The organism is Plantibacter flavus (assembly GCF_051487245.1).
GTDB classification, from domain to species: domain Bacteria; phylum Actinomycetota; class Actinomycetes; order Actinomycetales; family Microbacteriaceae; genus Plantibacter; species Plantibacter flavus_B.
Genome location: NZ_JAHVDH010000002.1, coordinates 38013 through 53815, shown reverse-complemented (window position 1 = coordinate 53815; position 15803 = coordinate 38013). Strand labels below are relative to the sequence as shown.

The following is a 15803-nucleotide window of genomic DNA, read 5'->3' as shown; positions in this document are numbered from 1 at the left end:
GCTCGACGACTACTTGTCGAGTTTCGCGACCGCTGCGTCGATGAGCGGCACGTAGCGCTCGAGCGACCACGGCACCGTCAGTGGGTTGATGATCGACGAGCCGGTGACGAACGGCTGGTCCGTCGGTGCGACGACCGAGCCGCGACCGATGGCCGGGATCGCGTTGTAGAGCGGCTGCGCCTCGATCTCCGTGCGGTTCGCCGGGTCGGAGTAGAACGTGAAGATGAGGTCGGAGTCCTTCAGGAGGTCACCGTTCTCGAGTCCGATCACGGCGGAGTCGGTGCCTTCGGTCTCCTCGAGCGTGTTCGCGACCGGGTCGACCTGCAGACCGAGGGCGCTCACCATGGCGACGCGCTGCTCCTCGGGGAAGAACACGCCGAGGGTGCCAGGGCCGGTGTTGTAGATGAAGGAGAACGACACCTCCTGATACACGGGGTGCGCTGCGGTCGCCTCGGCGAACTGTGCTTCGATGCCGTCGATGAGACCGTCCACCTCATCGGCCTTGCCCATCGCCTCGCCGATGACGCTCATCTGGTCCTTCCAGGTGATGGTCCAGGGCGACTCCTCGTAGGCGACGGTCGGCGCGATGTCCGTGAGCACGTCGTACTGCTCCTGGGTCACGCCGGACCACGGCGCGAGGATGAGGTCGGGGTCGAGTTCGACGATGGCCTCGATGTCGAGTTCGGTGCCGCCCGTGAACTGCTCGGGCAACTCGGCTCCCTGCTCGGTGACGGCGTCGTGGATCCAGGGCAGGTACCCGGTGTCATCGCTGCCCCAGGGGTACTCCTCGATGCCGACCGGGACGGTGCCGAGGGCGATGACGGTCTCTGCGGAGCCCATGCCGAGCGTCACGATGCGCTCGGGCTGCTCGGTGATGACCGCTTCTCCGAGGGCGTGCTCGATCGTGACGGGGGTGAAGTCGCCCGAAGCGCCGGCGCTGGAGTCCGCGCTGGCACTGCAGCCGCTCAGGAGGAGACCGGCGGCGACGAGGCCGATGACGGGGGTGCTGCGACGGAGACGGGTGACGCGGGATGCGGCCGCAGGCGTGGGGGCAGGGGCATGGACCATGACGGTGCCTTTCGTGGGGAGTCGCGCGAACTTAGCGCAGCCTCACCTTACCTAACTTTCAAATGTCTTGAAAGTTCGACGTGTCACGATCCGGTCAGCGCGGACATATCCCCCGTCAACGCCCGAGACGCTGCAGCAACCTCGTCATCGGGGCGTCGAGCGCGTACGCGAGGAACGCGAGCGAGCCGAGCAGCGGCGCCAGCGCCAGCGCGATCACACCGAGCACCACCGCACTCAGCGACCCGGCACGGGAGAGCTTCCGCTCACCCTCCGGCATGTCGTCGAGCAGGCCGCTCCCCTGACGCGAGGCCCACAACCACTGCAGATAGCCGATGACGACGACGAACAGGAAGTTGATCGGCAGGACGATCCGCCCGAGCGTCACATCGGAGAAGTCCGCGTTCAGCGTCGTGGTGAACGGGATGAGCACGATCCCCAGGAGACGCAGCGTGTTGAGCGTCGTCAACACGCCGTCGACGCGCACGATGTGCTCGAACTGGCTGACATGCACCGACCAGAGGAGACACAGGAGGAGGAAGCTCACCACGAAGCTCAGGAACGAGCTGCCCATCGCCGACAACGAAGCCCACAGGTCCTCGCTCGTCGCGACCCTGCCGATGTCGTTGACCGTGAGGTCGAGCACGAGGAGTGTCGCCGCGATCGCGAACACGCCGTCGGTGAACGCCTCCAGGCGCCTCGTCGAGACGGTACCTCGGCCGGTGCGCCGGAACGGCAGGCCGCCGGGTTGATCATCCTTCGTCATGCCCGCAGCCTAGTGAGCCAGGTGTGAATCCCTGCAGAGTTCCGTGGCAGTTCCCGCAGAGGATCCGTTCTCGGGTGGCATCCGCCGCCGAACCCGAGCAAGGTGGGGAACTCGTATTCGCGAACGGAATGGAGAACACACATGCTCACCCTGACCGAGAACGCCGGCCGAGTCGTCAAGACCCTCGCCGAGAACGCACCGCTCACTCCGGGTCTCGTGGTCCCGGACGACGCGTCCGCACTCACCTCCACCGCGGGGCTGCGCATCAGCAGCTCCGACGACAACGGGTTCGAGGTGACGATGACCACCCAGCCGCAGGCTGAGGACCAGGTGATCGAAAGCGCAGGAGCCACCGTGTTCCTCGAGGAGTCCGCAGCCGTCGCACTCAGCGACGCCGTCCTCGACGCGCAGATCGACGACCAGGGCGGCGTCCGCTTCGCCCTCGGCAAGGCGGAATAGCCGCAGGCAGCACAGCTTCACCGCGCCCCAGTTCGGCGCGCAGCACGACGGGCCGCCCGGTGATCGACGATCGCCGGGCGGCCTCGTGCGTGCGTGCGCCTACGGTGCCCGCTTGGCCCGGCTCGGCTGCACCCGCGGCGGCTCCCCCGGCATCTTCGGGAAGTCGGGCGGGAACGGCAGTTCGCCGAGACCGTCGGCGAGGTCCCGCTCCCACCACTCCAGCAGGGCGCCGATCCGACCGGGCGACTCGTGCATCGACGCCCACGGATCCCCCACCGTCCGAAGACGCTCCGGCACGCTGCGGACGGTGAAGTCGGCCGGATCGATCTCCGCCAGCTCGTCCCAGGTCACCGGGCACGAGACCGTCGCCCCCGGCAGGGCACGCGGACTGTAAGCACCGGCCATCGTGCGATCACGGTTCGCCTGGTTGTAGTCGACGAAGATACGCTCACCTCGCTCCTCCTTCCACCAGGAGGTCGTCACGCGCTCGGAATCTCGACGTTCGAGCTCGCGGGCGGCGGCGATGACCGCGTGGCGGACGTCCAGGAACTCGTGTTCCGGTTCGATCGGCGCGAAGACGTGGACACCGCGGTTGCCGGAGGTCTTGACGAAGCCTGTCAGTCCGACCTCGGCCAGCAGCGCCCTGAGGTCACCTGCGACACGGACGGCGTCCGCGAACCCGGTGCCCGGCTGCGGGTCGAGGTCGATCCGCAGCTCGTCCGGATGGTCGGTGTCCTCGGCCCGGGAGGGCCAGGGGTGGAACACGACCGTGTTCATCTGCGCGGCCCAGACGATCCCGGCGGCCTCGTCGAGGACGAGTTGTGGATGGGTCCGTCCGCTCGGGTAGACGACGTCGACCGCGCGGACGAAGTTCGGAGCCCCCTTCGGCGGGTTCTTCGAGAAGAACTGCTCACCGTCGACACCACCAGGGAAGCGCTGCAGGGAGACGGGGCGCCCGCCGTTCGCCGCGAGGAAGGCCGGTGCGACCTCGATCAGGTACTCGGCGAGGTCCCGCTTCGTGATGTCGGACTGCTCCCAGAGCACTCGGTCGGGGCTCGACAACCGCACCTCGCGCTCGCCGTGCGGTCCGGGGACGGTGAGGATGATCGCGCTGCTGGCCATGCGGGAACGCTACGCCGGTGCCGGGCTCGTGTCAGGAGGGTGGCGGTGGAGCAGGCCGACGAGTACAACTGGGACGAGCACCACGAATCACCATCGTCCACGAGTCCGTCAGGAGTCCCCATGCGCGAGGTCCACGCCTCCCTCTTCCAGTCCGTCGACGGCGTCGTCGAGTCTCCGAACCTCTGGCAGTTCGACCACTTCGATCCCGAGATGGGCACGATGATGACGGAGGCGATCGCCCCCATCGACGACGTGCTGCTCGGCCGTGTCAGCTATGAGGAGTGGGCCGGCTTCTGGCCGTCGTTCGACGCCGAAGACCCCTTCGCGTCGTTCATCAACCCGGTCCGGAAGCACGTCGCGACGCGGACGCTCACCGGGGCGTTGGCGTGGGAGAACTCGACCATCATCGTCGGCGAGTTGGAGACGTTCGTCGCCGACCTCAAGCAGCAGGAGGGCGGTCGGATCGCTGTGCAGGGCAGTATCTCGGTCGTGCGCCAACTGCTGTTCGCGGGACTCCTCGACCGGCTGACCCTCATGATCCACCCGGTGGTCGCGGGTGCGGGCAAGCACCTCTTCGAGCCGAGCGATCCGGTGACGCGGCTGGAACTCGTCGACAGCATCCGCACCAGCTCCGGCAACGTGCTGTCGACCTACGCGAAGCGCGCCTGACCGCGGCTGAACTCCCACTCGGGTTCGGTGCGATGCGTCGCGCCGTCAGGCGTGGTCCAGGTGAGCGCGCCGTCCGACCCGTGCCGTCTGCCGCCGCCTCGAGTTCGACACGGCGGTCTGCCATCGACGGGTTGTGACACCGCACCGCTCCACGCAGAGGAAATGCGCGTCCGCCCCTCCCACGAGCGGTGCCGGTGCGCCAGGATGAGCACGTGACCACCCACCTCAGCCGCTTGCAGCGCGAGCACGCCCCGACGATGTCCCACGAAGAAGCCCTCGCCGCGGGACGGGCGGCGCGAACCGCGCTGCCGCGTTCCGCGCACGCGGAGTACCTCGTCGGCGATCGGGACCCGGTCGCCGCGCTCGCCGAGCAGAACGCGGTCCGAGTGCAGGCACTCGTGCCGCTGCGGCTCGAGCGCATGCTCCAGTCGCCGTTCGCGTTCTTCCGGGGAACGGCCGGGCTCATGGCGAGCGATCTCGCCCGGAACGCCTCGACGGATCTCACCGTCGTGGCCTGCGGTGACGCACACATCAGCAACTTCGGTTTCTACGCCTCTCCGCAGCGCACGCTCGTCTTCGACCTGAACGACTTCGACGAGGCGGCTCCCGCGCCTTGGGACTGGGACGTCAAGCGCCTCGTCGCGAGTGTGGTGATCGGTGCGCGCCAAGCGGGACACACCGAGAGCCAAGCGCGTCGTTCGGCTCGCGAGACCGCGCGCGTCTACCGCGAGACCATGCTCGCCTTCTCTCAGGTGGACACCCTCAAGCGCTACTACTCGCTCGTCGACGTGGACTCCATCCGAGCGCAGCTCGGCAAGGAGGGCCGTCGCATCCTCGGGAGAGCGACGAAGCAGGCGCAGAAGCGGACCTCTGCGGCCTTCCTCGACAAGGTCACGACACGAGCATCGGATGGCACGCGCAGGATCGTCGAGGACCCCCCGGTGCTCACCCATGTCTCCGAAGCGCTCGAGTCGAACGTCGAGGCGCTCTTCGAGCAGTATCGGGGTTCGATCCCGGCCGACGTCGCGCACCTCCTCGCGCAGTACTCGCTCACCGACCTCGCCTTCCGGGTCGTCGGGGTCGGCAGCGTCGGCACGAGGTGCTTCATCCTCATCCTCACGGGCCCCCGGCAGGAGGCGATCGTCCTGCAGATCAAGGAGGCGACACGCTCAGTCCTCCAGCAGTACGGCGGCGCGGACCCGTCGCTGGTGCCGTCGGCGGGGTGGACGGACGCCGGAGACGCGACACCGAACGAGGGCCGCCGGGTGGTCGTCGGTCAACGCATCCTGCAGGCCGTCTCCGACCCGTTCCTCGGCTGGATCAGGAACGACGATGCCGACGGTCTCACCACGGGTGTGCGGCATCGCGACTTCTACGTGCGTCAGTTCCGTGACATGAAGGGCTCGATCGATGCCGAGTCGCTCGACCCGGCCGCGTACACGACGTACGTCGAGGGCTGTGCGATCCTGCTCGCCCGCGGGCATGCGCAGAGCGCCAATGCTCCCGCGATCGCCGCGTACCTCGGTCGATCGAACACGTTCGACCGCGCGGTGACCGACTGGTCGTTCGGGTACGCGGCGCAGTCGCTCACCGACTACCACAGACTCCGCGACGCCGTCGCCGCGGGCGAGATCGGCTGATGCAGAGCGCCCACCCACCTCGTGATGGAACCGAGGGGAGCGGGCGCTGCACCGATCATCGAGGACGCAGAGCGTTCACCCCAGGTGGACCGCCTGGTGCTCACCCGACGGGAGCAGGTCTTCCTTGCGCCCGCGGATGAAGACGATCGCGATGACGGACGCGACCACGAGGCCGACCGCGGCCGCGATGAACGCCGCACCGTAGCCGTCGGTGAAGGCTGCCAGCTGGGACGCCTGGTCGGTCACCGTCGCGGCATCGGCGACGCTCGCGTACACCGTGGTGAAGACGGAGAGGCCGATGGAGCCACCGATCTGCATGGCGGCGTTCGCCGTCGCGGATGCCGCGCCGGCGTCGTGCGGGGCGACACCCGTGAGGGCGAGGTTCTGCATCGGGACGAAGATCATCGCCATGCCGACACCCAGCACGATGAGCGCCGGGAGCACCTGGACGAAGTAGTCACCGTCCGGCGTGATCCGGCTGAGGTACACGAGCGCAGCGGCCGCGATGAGCGGACCCGCGATGAGGAGGGGACGGGGGCCGATCGCCGGGAGCAGCTTCGTGGCGATCGGGGCGACGATCATGATGGCGAGCGTCATCGGCAGTGAAGCGATGCCGGCTTCGAGCGGCGGGAACCCGAGCACGATCTGCAGGTGGAAGGTGAGGTAGAGCATCGCGCCGATCATGACGCTGCCGACGACCATCTGCATGAGGAACGCGCCACCGCGCACGCGGTTCGCGACGATCCGCAGCGGCAGCAGCGGCTGCGCGACGCGCATCTCGATGAAGACGAAGAGCGCGAGCAGACCTGCGCCGAGCGCGAGGAACCCGATCGTGTCGGCCGAACCCCAACCTCCCTCGGCGAGGGTGAAGCCGTAGACGAGGGAGCCGAGGCCCAGGATGACCGTGATCGCGCCGAGCCAGTCGTAGCGGTTGTCGCCCTCAGCGCGGCTCTCGGTCACGAGCACGAGGCCCGCGATGAGTCCGACGATCACGAACGGCACGTTCACCAGGAGGCACCAGCGCCAGTCGGCGAACTCCGTGAGGACGCCGCCGAGGACGAGGCCGACGGCGGCACCGGCACCGGCGACCGTGCCGAACACGGCGAACGCGGTGTTGCGGTCACGACCGTGCGTGAAGGTCACCGTCAGCAGGGCGAGCGCGGCGGGTGCCATGAGCGCGGCGAACACGCCTTGCAAGCCACGCGCGACGATGAGCTCGGTGCCGTTCTGTGCGAAGCCGCCGAATGCCGAGGCCGCCCCGAAGCCGACCATGCCGACGAGGTAGGTGCGCTTCCGCCCCCAGTAGTCGGCGATCCGGCCACCGAGGAGGAGCAGCGCACCGAACGCCAGGGCGTACGCGGTGACGACCCACTGCCGCTGCGTGTCGGACAGACCGAGCTCGGTCTGGGCCGCGGGCAGCGCGATGTTGACGATGGTGCCGTCGAGCACGACGATGAGCTGCGTCATGGCGAGGACGACGAGCACCCACCATCGGCGGGCCGGATGCCCCGACGGGGACGTGGTGGGAACTGATGCGGTTGCTGCGGACGCAGACACAGGAGACCTCCGTGAGGGGTGTGGGTGCTGGGGGTTTCCAGCCCCAGATCGATGCTCACGTCACGGTGCGGTCACAGCACGGTGCGGACGATCAACCACCCCGACCACGAAGTCAGGCAGACGACAAGTCTAGCGGACTCCTGGACGATGTCAGGCGGAAGCGAAGAGATCCAGAACCGCGTCCGGGCGCTCGACCGCTGCGAAATGACCGACACCGGCCAGCCGACGGGTGGCGACGTCAGGGACGAGCGCCCTCAGGATCGCGGCATCGTCCCGTCCGACGAACACGTCCCGCTCCCCTGCGATCGACCGGACCGGGCAAGCGATCCCTCGCCAGGCGTGGAGGTCGTAGGCCGCGGCGAGTCTGGCAGCGAGGAGGAAGGCGCCCGGACGGACGTCGGCGACAAGCGCGTCGACGACCGACCGGGAGAGGTCGTGGTTGCGCCCGAACAGCGGGGAGAGCGCAGGCGCGAGGGCGCCGATCCGGTTCAGCGCGGCCAGCAGCGCCGTTCCCCAGCTCCCGAGACGGGCAAGCGCACGCATCCCGAGCAGCATGCCGCCGAACCACGGTAACCGAGCACCCCCGCTCACCGGCTGCCGGATGGCCTCGACGACGGCAGCCCCCGTCGCTGAGACGAGGTCGACCCGGATCGTCGCCACCGGCTCCCGGACGGCGAGGTCGAGCGCGACGAACCCGCCGAGGGAGTGGCCGACGACCCGCCAGGACGTGTAGCCGAGTGCTCGGGCCGTCTCGGCGACGGCGTCCGAGAGCGCGGAGACGGACGGGACGCCTCCGACGGGCAGTTCGGTCTCACCCCAACCGGGCAGATCGAACGCGATCACGTCGTCGATCATCGCTCCCCGTGCGTCGTCAGCGCGCAGCACGGGCGACCAGGTCGACCACGAGCCGGCTGCACCGTGGAGGAGGATCGACGCCGGTCCACCTGCCTCCCGTCCAGCGCGCACGACGACGGGCCCGAGCTCAGTGTCCACCTCGACCCTGCCCAGGCCGAGAGCCGCCTCGTCGAGCGTGATGGCGGAGGGTTCCGACGCGAGGGGACCGGGGTCTGACGTGAAGGGACGCATACGAGACGTTCGGAGGAACGGGCCTGTTCGGATCGGTCGAGGCGGAGGCCGAGGGATGCAACCCCCTGCAGGGGTGGAGCGCGACGGCTACCGTGGTCGGATGCCCGAGAACGCACGCGCCGCCGCCGACCAAGCCGCAGGCACCGCCCGGAACAGCACGAGCCTGCGCCTGCTGGCGCGGACCGGTCACGCGGTGAACGGGCTCCTCCACATCCTCATCGGCGGGATCGCGATCTCCATCGCACTGTCGGCCGGCAGCGCAGCCAGTGGCGGTGGGGACGCGGACCAGTCCGGCGCGTTGAAGACCCTCGCCGGGACGCCCGGCGGGATCGTCGTCATCTGGGTCGTCGCCGTCGGGCTCTTCGCCCTCGGGCTCTGGAACGTGATCGCGGCCTTCCTCGTCCGGAACTCCGAGACCCGCAAGCGCTGGAGTCAGCGCATCACCAAGATCGGCATCGCGGTCGCCTACCTCACCGTGGGCAGCACAGCCCTGGTCTTCGCGCTCGGTGGCAGCTCCGACTCCTCGCAGGCCAGCCAGGGCATCACGGCGACGCTGCTCTCCTCCCCCGGCGGCGTGTTCGTCGTGATCGCGATCGGCCTCGTCGTCATCGGCATCGGTGGCTTCTTCGTCTTCAAAGGCGCGACGCAGAAGTTCCTCGAGGACGTCGATCCGCCGGCCGGTGCCCCGAAGCGCGCAGTCGTCGCCCTGGGGGTCGTCGGATGGATCGCAAAGGGCATCGCACTGGTGGTCGTCGGCATCCTGTTCATCGTCGCAGCGGCGACCCACGATCCGGACAAGGCGTCCGGCATGGATGGCGCGCTCACGGCGCTCGCCGCCCTGCCCTTCGGCGTGGTCATCCTGATCGTCATCGGCGTGGGCCTCATCGCCTACGGCCTCTTCTGCATGGCGAGGGCACGATGGGGCCGGCTGTGACCACCTCAGCTGCGGTCCGCGAGGCGGCGGCGCAACTCCCCGAGGTGGGATCGGCTCGCTGACCGGGCCTCCTCCGCCCTCGCGCCGCGGATCGCCTCGAACAGCTCCTCATGGGAGGCGTGATCGGAGTGCACCGACGGTGCCGGGGCGATGCGCAGCAGATCGACCATGGCGGGGCGGACACGCGGGATCAGGCTGTCGAACAGCTCCGCAAGGACCTCGTTGTGCGCAGCGGACACGATGGCCCGGTGGAAGGCGGTGTCGGCGTCGACGTGCTCCTCGATCGGTGCATCGATGAGCTCGCCGCGGCGATCGAGCGCCCGACGCATGGTGCGGAGATCGGCTGGTGTCCTGCGTGCGGCCGCGAGCGCTGCAGCCTCGGACTCGATCGCCAGGCGGGTCTCGACGATCGAGACGATGCCCGCGCGACGCAGCACCGCATCCCAGTCCTCGACGTCGTCGAGCGAGATCACGAACACTCCTGATCCCTGGCGACTCTCCAGGATTCCGCGTCCGGCGAGCTGCCGGATCGCCTCGCGCACCGTCGACCGTCCGACACCGAGCTGTGCGGCGAGCGTGGTCTCGCCGGGGAGCTTGTGCCCGAGCGCCCACTCCCCGGCGCCGATCCGGGCGAGCAACGCGTCCGCAGCCTGATCCGCCAATGGATGCCTGCGCAAGGTCGTCATCACCATCTCCTCAACTCCTCAGCTTGTCTGAGGACTTTTCCTGGTCTAGTGTAACCACCATGTTGTGGAACGCACTGCTTCTCGGTCGCCACGGCGGGGTGTGATCCGATCGGCTCCCCGCCGTGGTGGCAGTCGTCGCGCCGATCGACCGACACGAGCAGGAAGCAGCAGCACCATGACCACGACGACACCCCATGACCGGGCAGACACCACGGCGGTGCCGCACTGGAACCGTCAGCGCCCCTCCGGCATGCCATCGCACCGATACCGTGCCGCGCACGACCGCGTCGAGCTGCCGCTCACCGAGCGGCGATGGCCGACCGCGCGGCTGGCCCAAGCTCCGCTCTGGGTCCCCGTCGACCTCCGCGACGGCAACCAGGCGCTGCCCGAACCGATGTCACCAGCGAGCAAACGCCGGTTCTTCGAGCTGATGGTCGCCATGGGCTACCGGGAGATCGAGGTCGGGTACCCGTCGGCGTCGCAGGCCGACTTCGACTTCGTCCGTCTGCTCGCGACCGAGCGCATTGCGCCGGACGACACCGCGATCGTCGTCTTCACCGCGGCCAGACGCGACCTGATCGAACGCACCGTCGCCGCCATCGAGGGCATCCCGAACCCTGTCGTCATCCACGTCTACACGGCGACCGCACCGATCTGGCGCGACACCGTCCTCCGGACGACGCGCGAGACGCTCACCGACCTCGTACTGCGCGCCGCCGACGACGTCCTGGAACTGGCCGGAGACCGACCGAACGTGCGGTTCGAGTTCTCCCCGGAGGTCTTCAACCTCGCGGAACCGGATTTCGCCCTTGACTTGTGCGACCGCGTGACCGGGCGATGGGAGGCCTCCCCTGACCGCCCCGTCATCCTCAACCTGCCGGCGACCGTCGAGATCGCCAGCCCGAACGTCTACGCCGATCAGATCGAGTACATGCACCGGAACCTCACCCGTCGGGAGAGTGTGATCCTCTCGGTCCATCCGCACAACGACCGCGGCACGGGGATCGCCTGTGCTGAACTCGCCGTCCTCGCAGGCGCGCAACGGGTCGAGGGCTGCATCTTCGGCAACGGGGAGCGAACGGGCAACGTCGACATCGCGACACTCGCACTGAACCTCCATGCGCAGGGCGTCGACCCCATGATCGACTTCTCCGACATCGACGACATCCGTCGTGTCGTCGAGGAGTGCACGGGCATCGCGGTCCACGCACGACACCCGTACGCCGGCGACCTCGTGTACACGGCGTTCTCCGGGACGCATCAGGACGCCATCGGCAAGGGCTTCGCCGAACACCGCGAGCGAGCTGAAGCGCTCGGCGTCGATCAGCGTTCGATCGACTGGCGGGTCCCGTACCTGCCGATCGATCCGGCCGACGTCGGACGGAGCTATGAGGGCGTCGTGCGGGTGAACAGCCAGTCCGGAAAGGGCGGCGTGGCGTTCCTCTTGGAGCAGACGACGGGAATCGTGCTGGAACCCGGCGAACGCGTCGCGTTCGCGCGCATCGTGCAGGCGCACGCCGAGAAGACGGGTACCGAGCTCGACGGCTCCACCCTCGCCAGGCTGTACGCCGAGCACCTCGATTCGGGCCGGTGACCCCTCGACGGGCGCGGTGGCCGGGACCGGCGCCGCGTCCGTCGTCGCCCCGTCGCCCGCCCCGTCACCAGGCTTGTCGGGGTGCGGTGATGTTCGTGTCCTGAGAATGCTTGCGTTGCGACTACCTTTGAGAGTATGACGTCATCTGATTCCACGACGCAGCCCGAGGCGGACTCCGCCGGCGCTACGCAGACTTTCGCCGACCTCGGCCTCGACGACGCCGTGCTGAAGGTCCTCAAGGACGTCGGCTACGAAACACCGTCGGCCATCCAAGCCGCCACGATCCCCCCGCTGCTCGAAGGACGCGACGTGGTCGGCCTCGCCCAGACGGGCACCGGCAAGACCGCAGCGTTCGCGCTGCCCATCCTCTCCCGCCTCGACATCACCCAGAAGACGCCGCAGGCGCTCGTCCTCGCCCCCACCCGCGAGCTCGCACTCCAGGTCTGCGAGGCGTTCGAGAAGTACGCCACGCACCTCCGCGGTGTGCACGTGCTGCCCGTCTACGGCGGCCAGGGGTACGGCGTCCAACTCTCCGCGCTCCGTCGCGGCGTGCACATCGTCGTCGGCACCCCCGGGCGCATCATGGACCACCTCGAGAAGGGGACGCTCGACCTCACGGAGCTGAAGTACCTCGTGCTCGACGAGGCCGACGAGATGCTCAAGATGGGCTTCGCGGAGGACGTCGAGACGATCCTCGCCGACACCCCGAAGGACAAACAGGTCGCCCTGTTCTCGGCCACCATGCCGTCGTCGATCCGCCGCATCTCAGCCAAGTACCTGAACAACCCCGAAGAGATCACGGTCAAGACGAAGACCACGACGTCCGCGAGCATCACCCAGCGGTACCTCATGGTCTCGTACCCGCAGAAGGTCGACGCGCTGACCCGCATCCTCGAGACCGAGAACTTCAGCGCGATGATCATCTTCACGCGCACCAAGAACGAGACTGAGACCCTCGCCGAGAAGCTGCGTGCCCGCGGATACTCCGCTGCCGCGATCAACGGCGACGTCGCGCAAGTGCAGCGTGAACGCACCGTCAACCAGCTGAAGGCCGGCAAGCTCGACATCCTCGTCGCCACCGATGTCGCCGCCCGAGGGCTCGACGTCGAACGCATCAGCCACGTCGTCAACTACGACATCCCGGTCGACACCGAGTCCTACGTCCACCGCATCGGCCGCACGGGCCGCGCCGGACGCACCGGCGACGCGATCAGCTTCGTCACGCCGCGCGAGCGCCACCTGCTCAAGGCGATCGAGCGTGCGACGCGCCAGCCGCTCACGCAGATGCAGCTGCCGAGCGTCGACGACGTCAACGCCACACGCCTCACTCGCTTCGACGACGCGATCACCTCGGCGCTCGCCCAGACCGATCGCATCGAGCGGTTCCGCGACATCATCGCGCACTACGTCGAGCACCACGATGTGCCGGAGGCCGACGTGGCCGCGGCTCTCGCGGTCGTGTCACAGGGCGAGACCCCGCTGCTGCTCTCAGCCGAGGAGGAGCGCGCCCGCCGTCAGGAGTTCGACAACGCTGGTCGCGGAAGCGATCGCCCGGGTCGCGACCGCGACAGCCGCGGAGATCGCGGCGACCGCGGATCACGCTACGACCGGAACGACCGCGACGGCGGCGAACGCCCCGAGCGTCGCAGCCGACCGTCGAGCGGACCGATGTCGCCGTACCGCATCGCCGTGGGCCGCCGCCAGAAGGTGGACCCGCGTCAGATCGTCGGGGCACTCGCGAACGAGGGCGGTCTGAAGCGCGAGGACTTCGGCGCGATCCAGATCAAGCCCGACTTCTCGATCGTGGAGCTGCCCGCGAACCTCGGCAACGACGTGTTCGACCGCCTGGAGAACACCCGCATCAGCGGCAAGCTCATCGAGCTGCGCCCCGACCGTGGTGGTCCGGCGCGTCGTCGCGACGACGAGGGCACCTCCGGCGGCGGCTACGACCGCAAGCCGCGCAGCTAGGCGACCCCGGCCGCGTGCCGGATGCACGAGGGCCGGATGGAATCGTCGATTCCATCCGGCCCTCGTGTGTTCGGCCCATTCGGTGCCAGAGTGGACTGCACCGTCCGACCCACCTCAGGAGACCCATCCATGCGCACGCTCATCGTCACCGAGTTCCTGTCCCTCGACGGCGTCATCGACTCCCCCGGCAACGGTCCGCACCCGCACGCCGGCTGGACCTTCAAGCAGGTCCCGTTCGACGCCGCGGCCTATGAAATCAAGGGCCGCGAGCAGCTCGAGGCCACGGCGATGCTCCTCGGTCGCGTCAGCTATGACGAGTTCGCGCCGATCTGGCCGACGATGGACGACTTCGCACACTACAACGCGATGCCGAAGTACGTCGTCTCGTCCACGCTCCAGGACCCGGCGTGGAACAACACGTCCGTCTTGCGTTCGCTCGACGAGGTCGCTGCACTGAAGGAGACGGAGGGTGGCCCGATCATCGTCCACGGCAGCGCGACGCTCGCCAAGGGCCTCGCCGCCGCCGGCCTCGTCGACCGGTACCACCTGCTGATCTTCCCACTCACCATCGGCGCCGGTCGCCGCCTCTTCGACGAGGACACCGACACGCTCCGTCAGCTGCAGCTGGTGGAACAGGAGGCGTACGCCAACGGCGTCATCAAGGCCGTCTACGACGTCGTCAAATAACCCGCTGAGTCGCCCGAACATGCGCGAAACTGGGTCAGTTTCGCGCATTTCCGGGCGACTCAGCGGCGCGTGTGAACGCTTAGGCTGGTGCGATGAGCGATGAGGAACGCCGCAAGCGGGCCGCCGAGCAGGAGGCGCGAGCGCTGCGGGCCCTCGAGTCCATCATGAACGGCGGCGACCTCGGCAAGGAGACGCTCGACCTCTCGAACGAGTACTCGGAGGGAGTCTGGGCCCGATTCACCACCTGGTTTCGCGGGCTGCGGCGGCCGAAGGCGTGAGCCCCGTCGAGCAGCTGGCGGCTAGGCGCCGGCGCCCCAGCTGAACTCCCCGTCCGGCGTGTGCGGGCGCAGATGATCCGGGAGCGGGAAGCCGACCCGGTGCTCCCGGAACGGGATGTCGATCGCACCCCAGTCCTCGGTCTTCATCCGGATACCGTCTTCGGAGACTTCAGTCAGCCGGACTCGCAGCCAGCTGCCATCCTCGAGCTGCAGTTCGTACGGATCCGCGAGGTAGCCGATGCCGAGGGCGTCGAGTGTCTCCTCGGCGTCGAGCCAGTCGAGCGCGCCCGTCCGCTCGCGCCCCAGGAGGTCGATGACGACGAACCCGTCACCATCGGGTCGCATCCAACCGACCCGCTCCCCGTCTCCACGACGGTGCTCGATCCACTCCGGGGGCACAGACATGCATCGACCCTAGCAACCGCCCGGCCGAGCGCCGCGGATCGCTGCACTGCCGACGTTCCAGGCGGCCCCGAGGCCCAGCCGAGCTCCCGCAGGCGCTGGTCATCGAGCGGCGGAGACATCCCTACGGATGCACGGGGTAGTGGCTCGTGATCGCGACGCGGTTGAACGCGTTGATGACGATGGCGAGCCACCGCACGGCGGCGATCTGCGATGTCGTGAGCGTCGAGAGGTCGTCGTCGGGCAGCCGGCGACGGTGCTGCACGTCCGCGATGAGGGTCACGTCCTCGGTGATGGCGAGCGCAGCCTGTTCCACCGGCGTGAAGTACTCGCTGTCCCGCCAGGCCGGCAGCAGCGCCAGGCGCTCGTGCGTCTCGCCGAGCGCGAGTGCGTCGCCGACGTGCAGCCGGAGGCAGTACGCGCAGCCGTTGATCTGCGAGGCACGGATGCGGATGAGCTCGATGAGCTGCTTGTCGATCCCGACGGCGAGGGCCGCCTCAGCTGCCGCGCGTCCGGTGTCGACGAGGGCCTGGTAGACCGCGGGCGATTCCTTGTCGAGCCAGACACCGGTGCTCATACTGTTCCTCTCGTCGGGCGGCGGAGCGCCGCGCTGCTGCCTCTCACGCTATCCGGCTTGGAGGGATGCGTGGGCCGGGGCGCCACTCGGCTGCACGATCCGGCTGGTGACCCTGGCTGGGTGGCTCTGCCGGAGCGGGAGCAGCTCGACGCAGCGCACCCCGCAGGCCGGGCACCGCAGGTACCGCACGACGCCTTCGGACGTCGCGTGCCGCGATTCGATGGTCCATTCGTGCGGGCAGGCGTCCGTTGGCCGCGGAGCGTGGCCGACGCGTGGTGTCGGGTTGTCGAGGAGGGTCATGTCTCCACCATGA

At 68.7% G+C, this 15803-nt stretch carries 16 protein-coding genes; 8 read left to right on the top strand and 8 right to left on the bottom strand.

The window, feature by feature from the left end; all coding sequences use genetic code 11:
- Positions 1 to 9: 9 nt before the first annotated feature.
- Together KXS11_RS04105 and KXS11_RS04100 are read right to left on the bottom strand one after the other, a co-directional pair.
- Entirely contained in the window at positions 10 to 1068 is a 1059-nt protein-coding gene (locus KXS11_RS04105) for an iron-siderophore ABC transporter substrate-binding protein (RefSeq protein ID WP_437384186.1), read from the bottom strand.
- A gap of 115 nt (positions 1069 to 1183) precedes the next feature.
- Positions 1184 to 1831: a TMEM175 family protein gene (locus KXS11_RS04100; RefSeq protein ID WP_437384185.1), complete on the bottom strand. Its 648-nt coding sequence runs from the start codon at positions 1829 to 1831 to the stop codon at positions 1184 to 1186.
- A gap of 141 nt (positions 1832 to 1972) precedes the next feature.
- Between KXS11_RS04100 and KXS11_RS04095 the strand changes: the two genes are divergently transcribed.
- Entirely contained in the window at positions 1973 to 2290 is a 318-nt protein-coding gene (locus KXS11_RS04095) for a Fe-S cluster assembly protein HesB (protein WP_437384184.1), read from the top strand.
- Positions 2291 to 2389: 99 nt separating this feature from the next.
- Here the strand turns inward: KXS11_RS04095 and ligD are convergent, their stop codons facing one another.
- Entirely contained in the window at positions 2390 to 3412 is a 1023-nt protein-coding gene (gene ligD / locus KXS11_RS04090) for a non-homologous end-joining DNA ligase (RefSeq protein ID WP_437384183.1), read from the bottom strand.
- 120 nt (positions 3413 to 3532) lie between these two features.
- Between ligD and KXS11_RS04085 the strand changes: the two genes are divergently transcribed.
- Positions 3533 to 4081 carry a dihydrofolate reductase family protein gene (locus KXS11_RS04085; RefSeq protein WP_437384859.1) on the top strand — a complete coding sequence of 183 codons (549 nt, stop codon included), beginning with the start codon at positions 3533 to 3535 and terminating at the stop codon, positions 4079 to 4081.
- Positions 4082 to 4293: 212 nt separating this feature from the next.
- Positions 4294 to 5721, top strand: a complete 1428-nt coding sequence (locus tag KXS11_RS04080) for a DUF2252 domain-containing protein (RefSeq protein ID WP_437384182.1) — start codon at positions 4294 to 4296, stop codon at positions 5719 to 5721.
- Between the two features lie 75 nt (positions 5722 to 5796).
- Here KXS11_RS04080 and KXS11_RS04075 read toward each other — a convergent pair whose 3' ends face one another.
- Complete coding sequence (locus KXS11_RS04075) at positions 5797 to 7278, bottom strand: MFS transporter (protein WP_437384181.1); 1482 nt, start codon at positions 7276 to 7278, stop codon at positions 5797 to 5799.
- A gap of 150 nt (positions 7279 to 7428) precedes the next feature.
- Entirely contained in the window at positions 7429 to 8364 is a 936-nt protein-coding gene (locus KXS11_RS04070) for an alpha/beta fold hydrolase (protein ID WP_437384180.1), read from the bottom strand.
- 100 nt (positions 8365 to 8464) lie between these two features.
- Here KXS11_RS04070 and KXS11_RS04065 point away from each other — a divergent pair, with 100 nt between their 5' ends.
- Positions 8465 to 9298, top strand: a complete 834-nt coding sequence (locus KXS11_RS04065; protein ID WP_437384179.1) for a DUF1206 domain-containing protein — start codon at positions 8465 to 8467, stop codon at positions 9296 to 9298.
- A gap of 5 nt (positions 9299 to 9303) precedes the next feature.
- Here the strand turns inward: KXS11_RS04065 and KXS11_RS04060 are convergent, their stop codons facing one another.
- The gene (locus KXS11_RS04060) at positions 9304 to 9984 is read right to left on the bottom strand and encodes a FadR/GntR family transcriptional regulator (protein ID WP_437384178.1); all 681 of its coding nucleotides are present in this window, start codon (positions 9982 to 9984) and stop codon (positions 9304 to 9306) included.
- Positions 9985 to 10159: 175 nt separating this feature from the next.
- Here KXS11_RS04060 and KXS11_RS04055 point away from each other — a divergent pair, with 175 nt between their 5' ends.
- The 4 genes from KXS11_RS04055 (at position 10160) to KXS11_RS04040 (ending at position 14511) form a co-directional block, all read left to right on the top strand.
- Positions 10160 to 11578 carry a 2-isopropylmalate synthase gene (locus KXS11_RS04055; protein WP_437384177.1) on the top strand — a complete coding sequence of 473 codons (1419 nt, stop codon included), beginning with the start codon at positions 10160 to 10162 and terminating at the stop codon, positions 11576 to 11578.
- A 135-nt stretch (positions 11579 to 11713) separates the two neighbouring features.
- Positions 11714 to 13546: a DEAD/DEAH box helicase gene (locus tag KXS11_RS04050; protein WP_437384176.1), complete on the top strand. Its 1833-nt coding sequence runs from the start codon at positions 11714 to 11716 to the stop codon at positions 13544 to 13546.
- 129 nt (positions 13547 to 13675) lie between these two features.
- Positions 13676 to 14233: a dihydrofolate reductase family protein gene (locus KXS11_RS04045; protein ID WP_437384175.1), complete on the top strand. Its 558-nt coding sequence runs from the start codon at positions 13676 to 13678 to the stop codon at positions 14231 to 14233.
- A 92-nt stretch (positions 14234 to 14325) separates the two neighbouring features.
- Complete coding sequence (locus tag KXS11_RS04040; protein WP_437384174.1) at positions 14326 to 14511, top strand: hypothetical protein; 186 nt, start codon at positions 14326 to 14328, stop codon at positions 14509 to 14511.
- 21 nt (positions 14512 to 14532) lie between these two features.
- On the opposite strand, the gene KXS11_RS04035 is transcribed toward KXS11_RS04040, so the two are convergent.
- Both KXS11_RS04035 and KXS11_RS04030 read right to left on the bottom strand, forming a co-directional pair.
- Positions 14533 to 14916, bottom strand: a complete 384-nt coding sequence (locus KXS11_RS04035) for a hypothetical protein (protein WP_437384173.1) — start codon at positions 14914 to 14916, stop codon at positions 14533 to 14535.
- Positions 14917 to 15037: 121 nt separating this feature from the next.
- Positions 15038 to 15490, bottom strand: coding sequence for a carboxymuconolactone decarboxylase family protein (locus KXS11_RS04030; protein ID WP_437384172.1), 453 nt, complete (start codon positions 15488 to 15490; stop codon positions 15038 to 15040).
- Positions 15491 to 15803: the final 313 nt, after the last annotated feature.

Coding starts and splice junctions, on each gene's coding strand:
- KXS11_RS04105 (WP_437384186.1), bottom strand. CDS start 1,068: ATGGTCCATGCCCCTGCCCCCACGCCTGCGGCCGCATCCCGCGTCACC.
- KXS11_RS04100 (WP_437384185.1), bottom strand. CDS start 1,831: ATGACGAAGGATGATCAACCCGGCGGCCTGCCGTTCCGGCGCACCGGC.
- KXS11_RS04095 (WP_437384184.1), top strand. CDS start 1,973: ATGCTCACCCTGACCGAGAACGCCGGCCGAGTCGTCAAGACCCTCGCC.
- ligD (WP_437384183.1), bottom strand. CDS start 3,412: ATGGCCAGCAGCGCGATCATCCTCACCGTCCCCGGACCGCACGGCGAG.
- KXS11_RS04085 (WP_437384859.1), top strand. CDS start 3,533: ATGCGCGAGGTCCACGCCTCCCTCTTCCAGTCCGTCGACGGCGTCGTC.
- KXS11_RS04070 (WP_437384180.1), bottom strand. CDS start 8,364: ATGCGTCCCTTCACGTCAGACCCCGGTCCCCTCGCGTCGGAACCCTCC.
- KXS11_RS04065 (WP_437384179.1), top strand. CDS start 8,465: ATGCCCGAGAACGCACGCGCCGCCGCCGACCAAGCCGCAGGCACCGCC.
- KXS11_RS04060 (WP_437384178.1), bottom strand. CDS start 9,984: ATGACGACCTTGCGCAGGCATCCATTGGCGGATCAGGCTGCGGACGCG.
- KXS11_RS04055 (WP_437384177.1), top strand. CDS start 10,160: ATGACCACGACGACACCCCATGACCGGGCAGACACCACGGCGGTGCCG.
- KXS11_RS04050 (WP_437384176.1), top strand. CDS start 11,714: ATGACGTCATCTGATTCCACGACGCAGCCCGAGGCGGACTCCGCCGGC.
- KXS11_RS04045 (WP_437384175.1), top strand. CDS start 13,676: ATGCGCACGCTCATCGTCACCGAGTTCCTGTCCCTCGACGGCGTCATC.
- KXS11_RS04040 (WP_437384174.1), top strand. CDS start 14,326: ATGAGCGATGAGGAACGCCGCAAGCGGGCCGCCGAGCAGGAGGCGCGA.
- KXS11_RS04035 (WP_437384173.1), bottom strand. CDS start 14,916: ATGTCTGTGCCCCCGGAGTGGATCGAGCACCGTCGTGGAGACGGGGAG.
- KXS11_RS04030 (WP_437384172.1), bottom strand. CDS start 15,490: ATGAGCACCGGTGTCTGGCTCGACAAGGAATCGCCCGCGGTCTACCAG.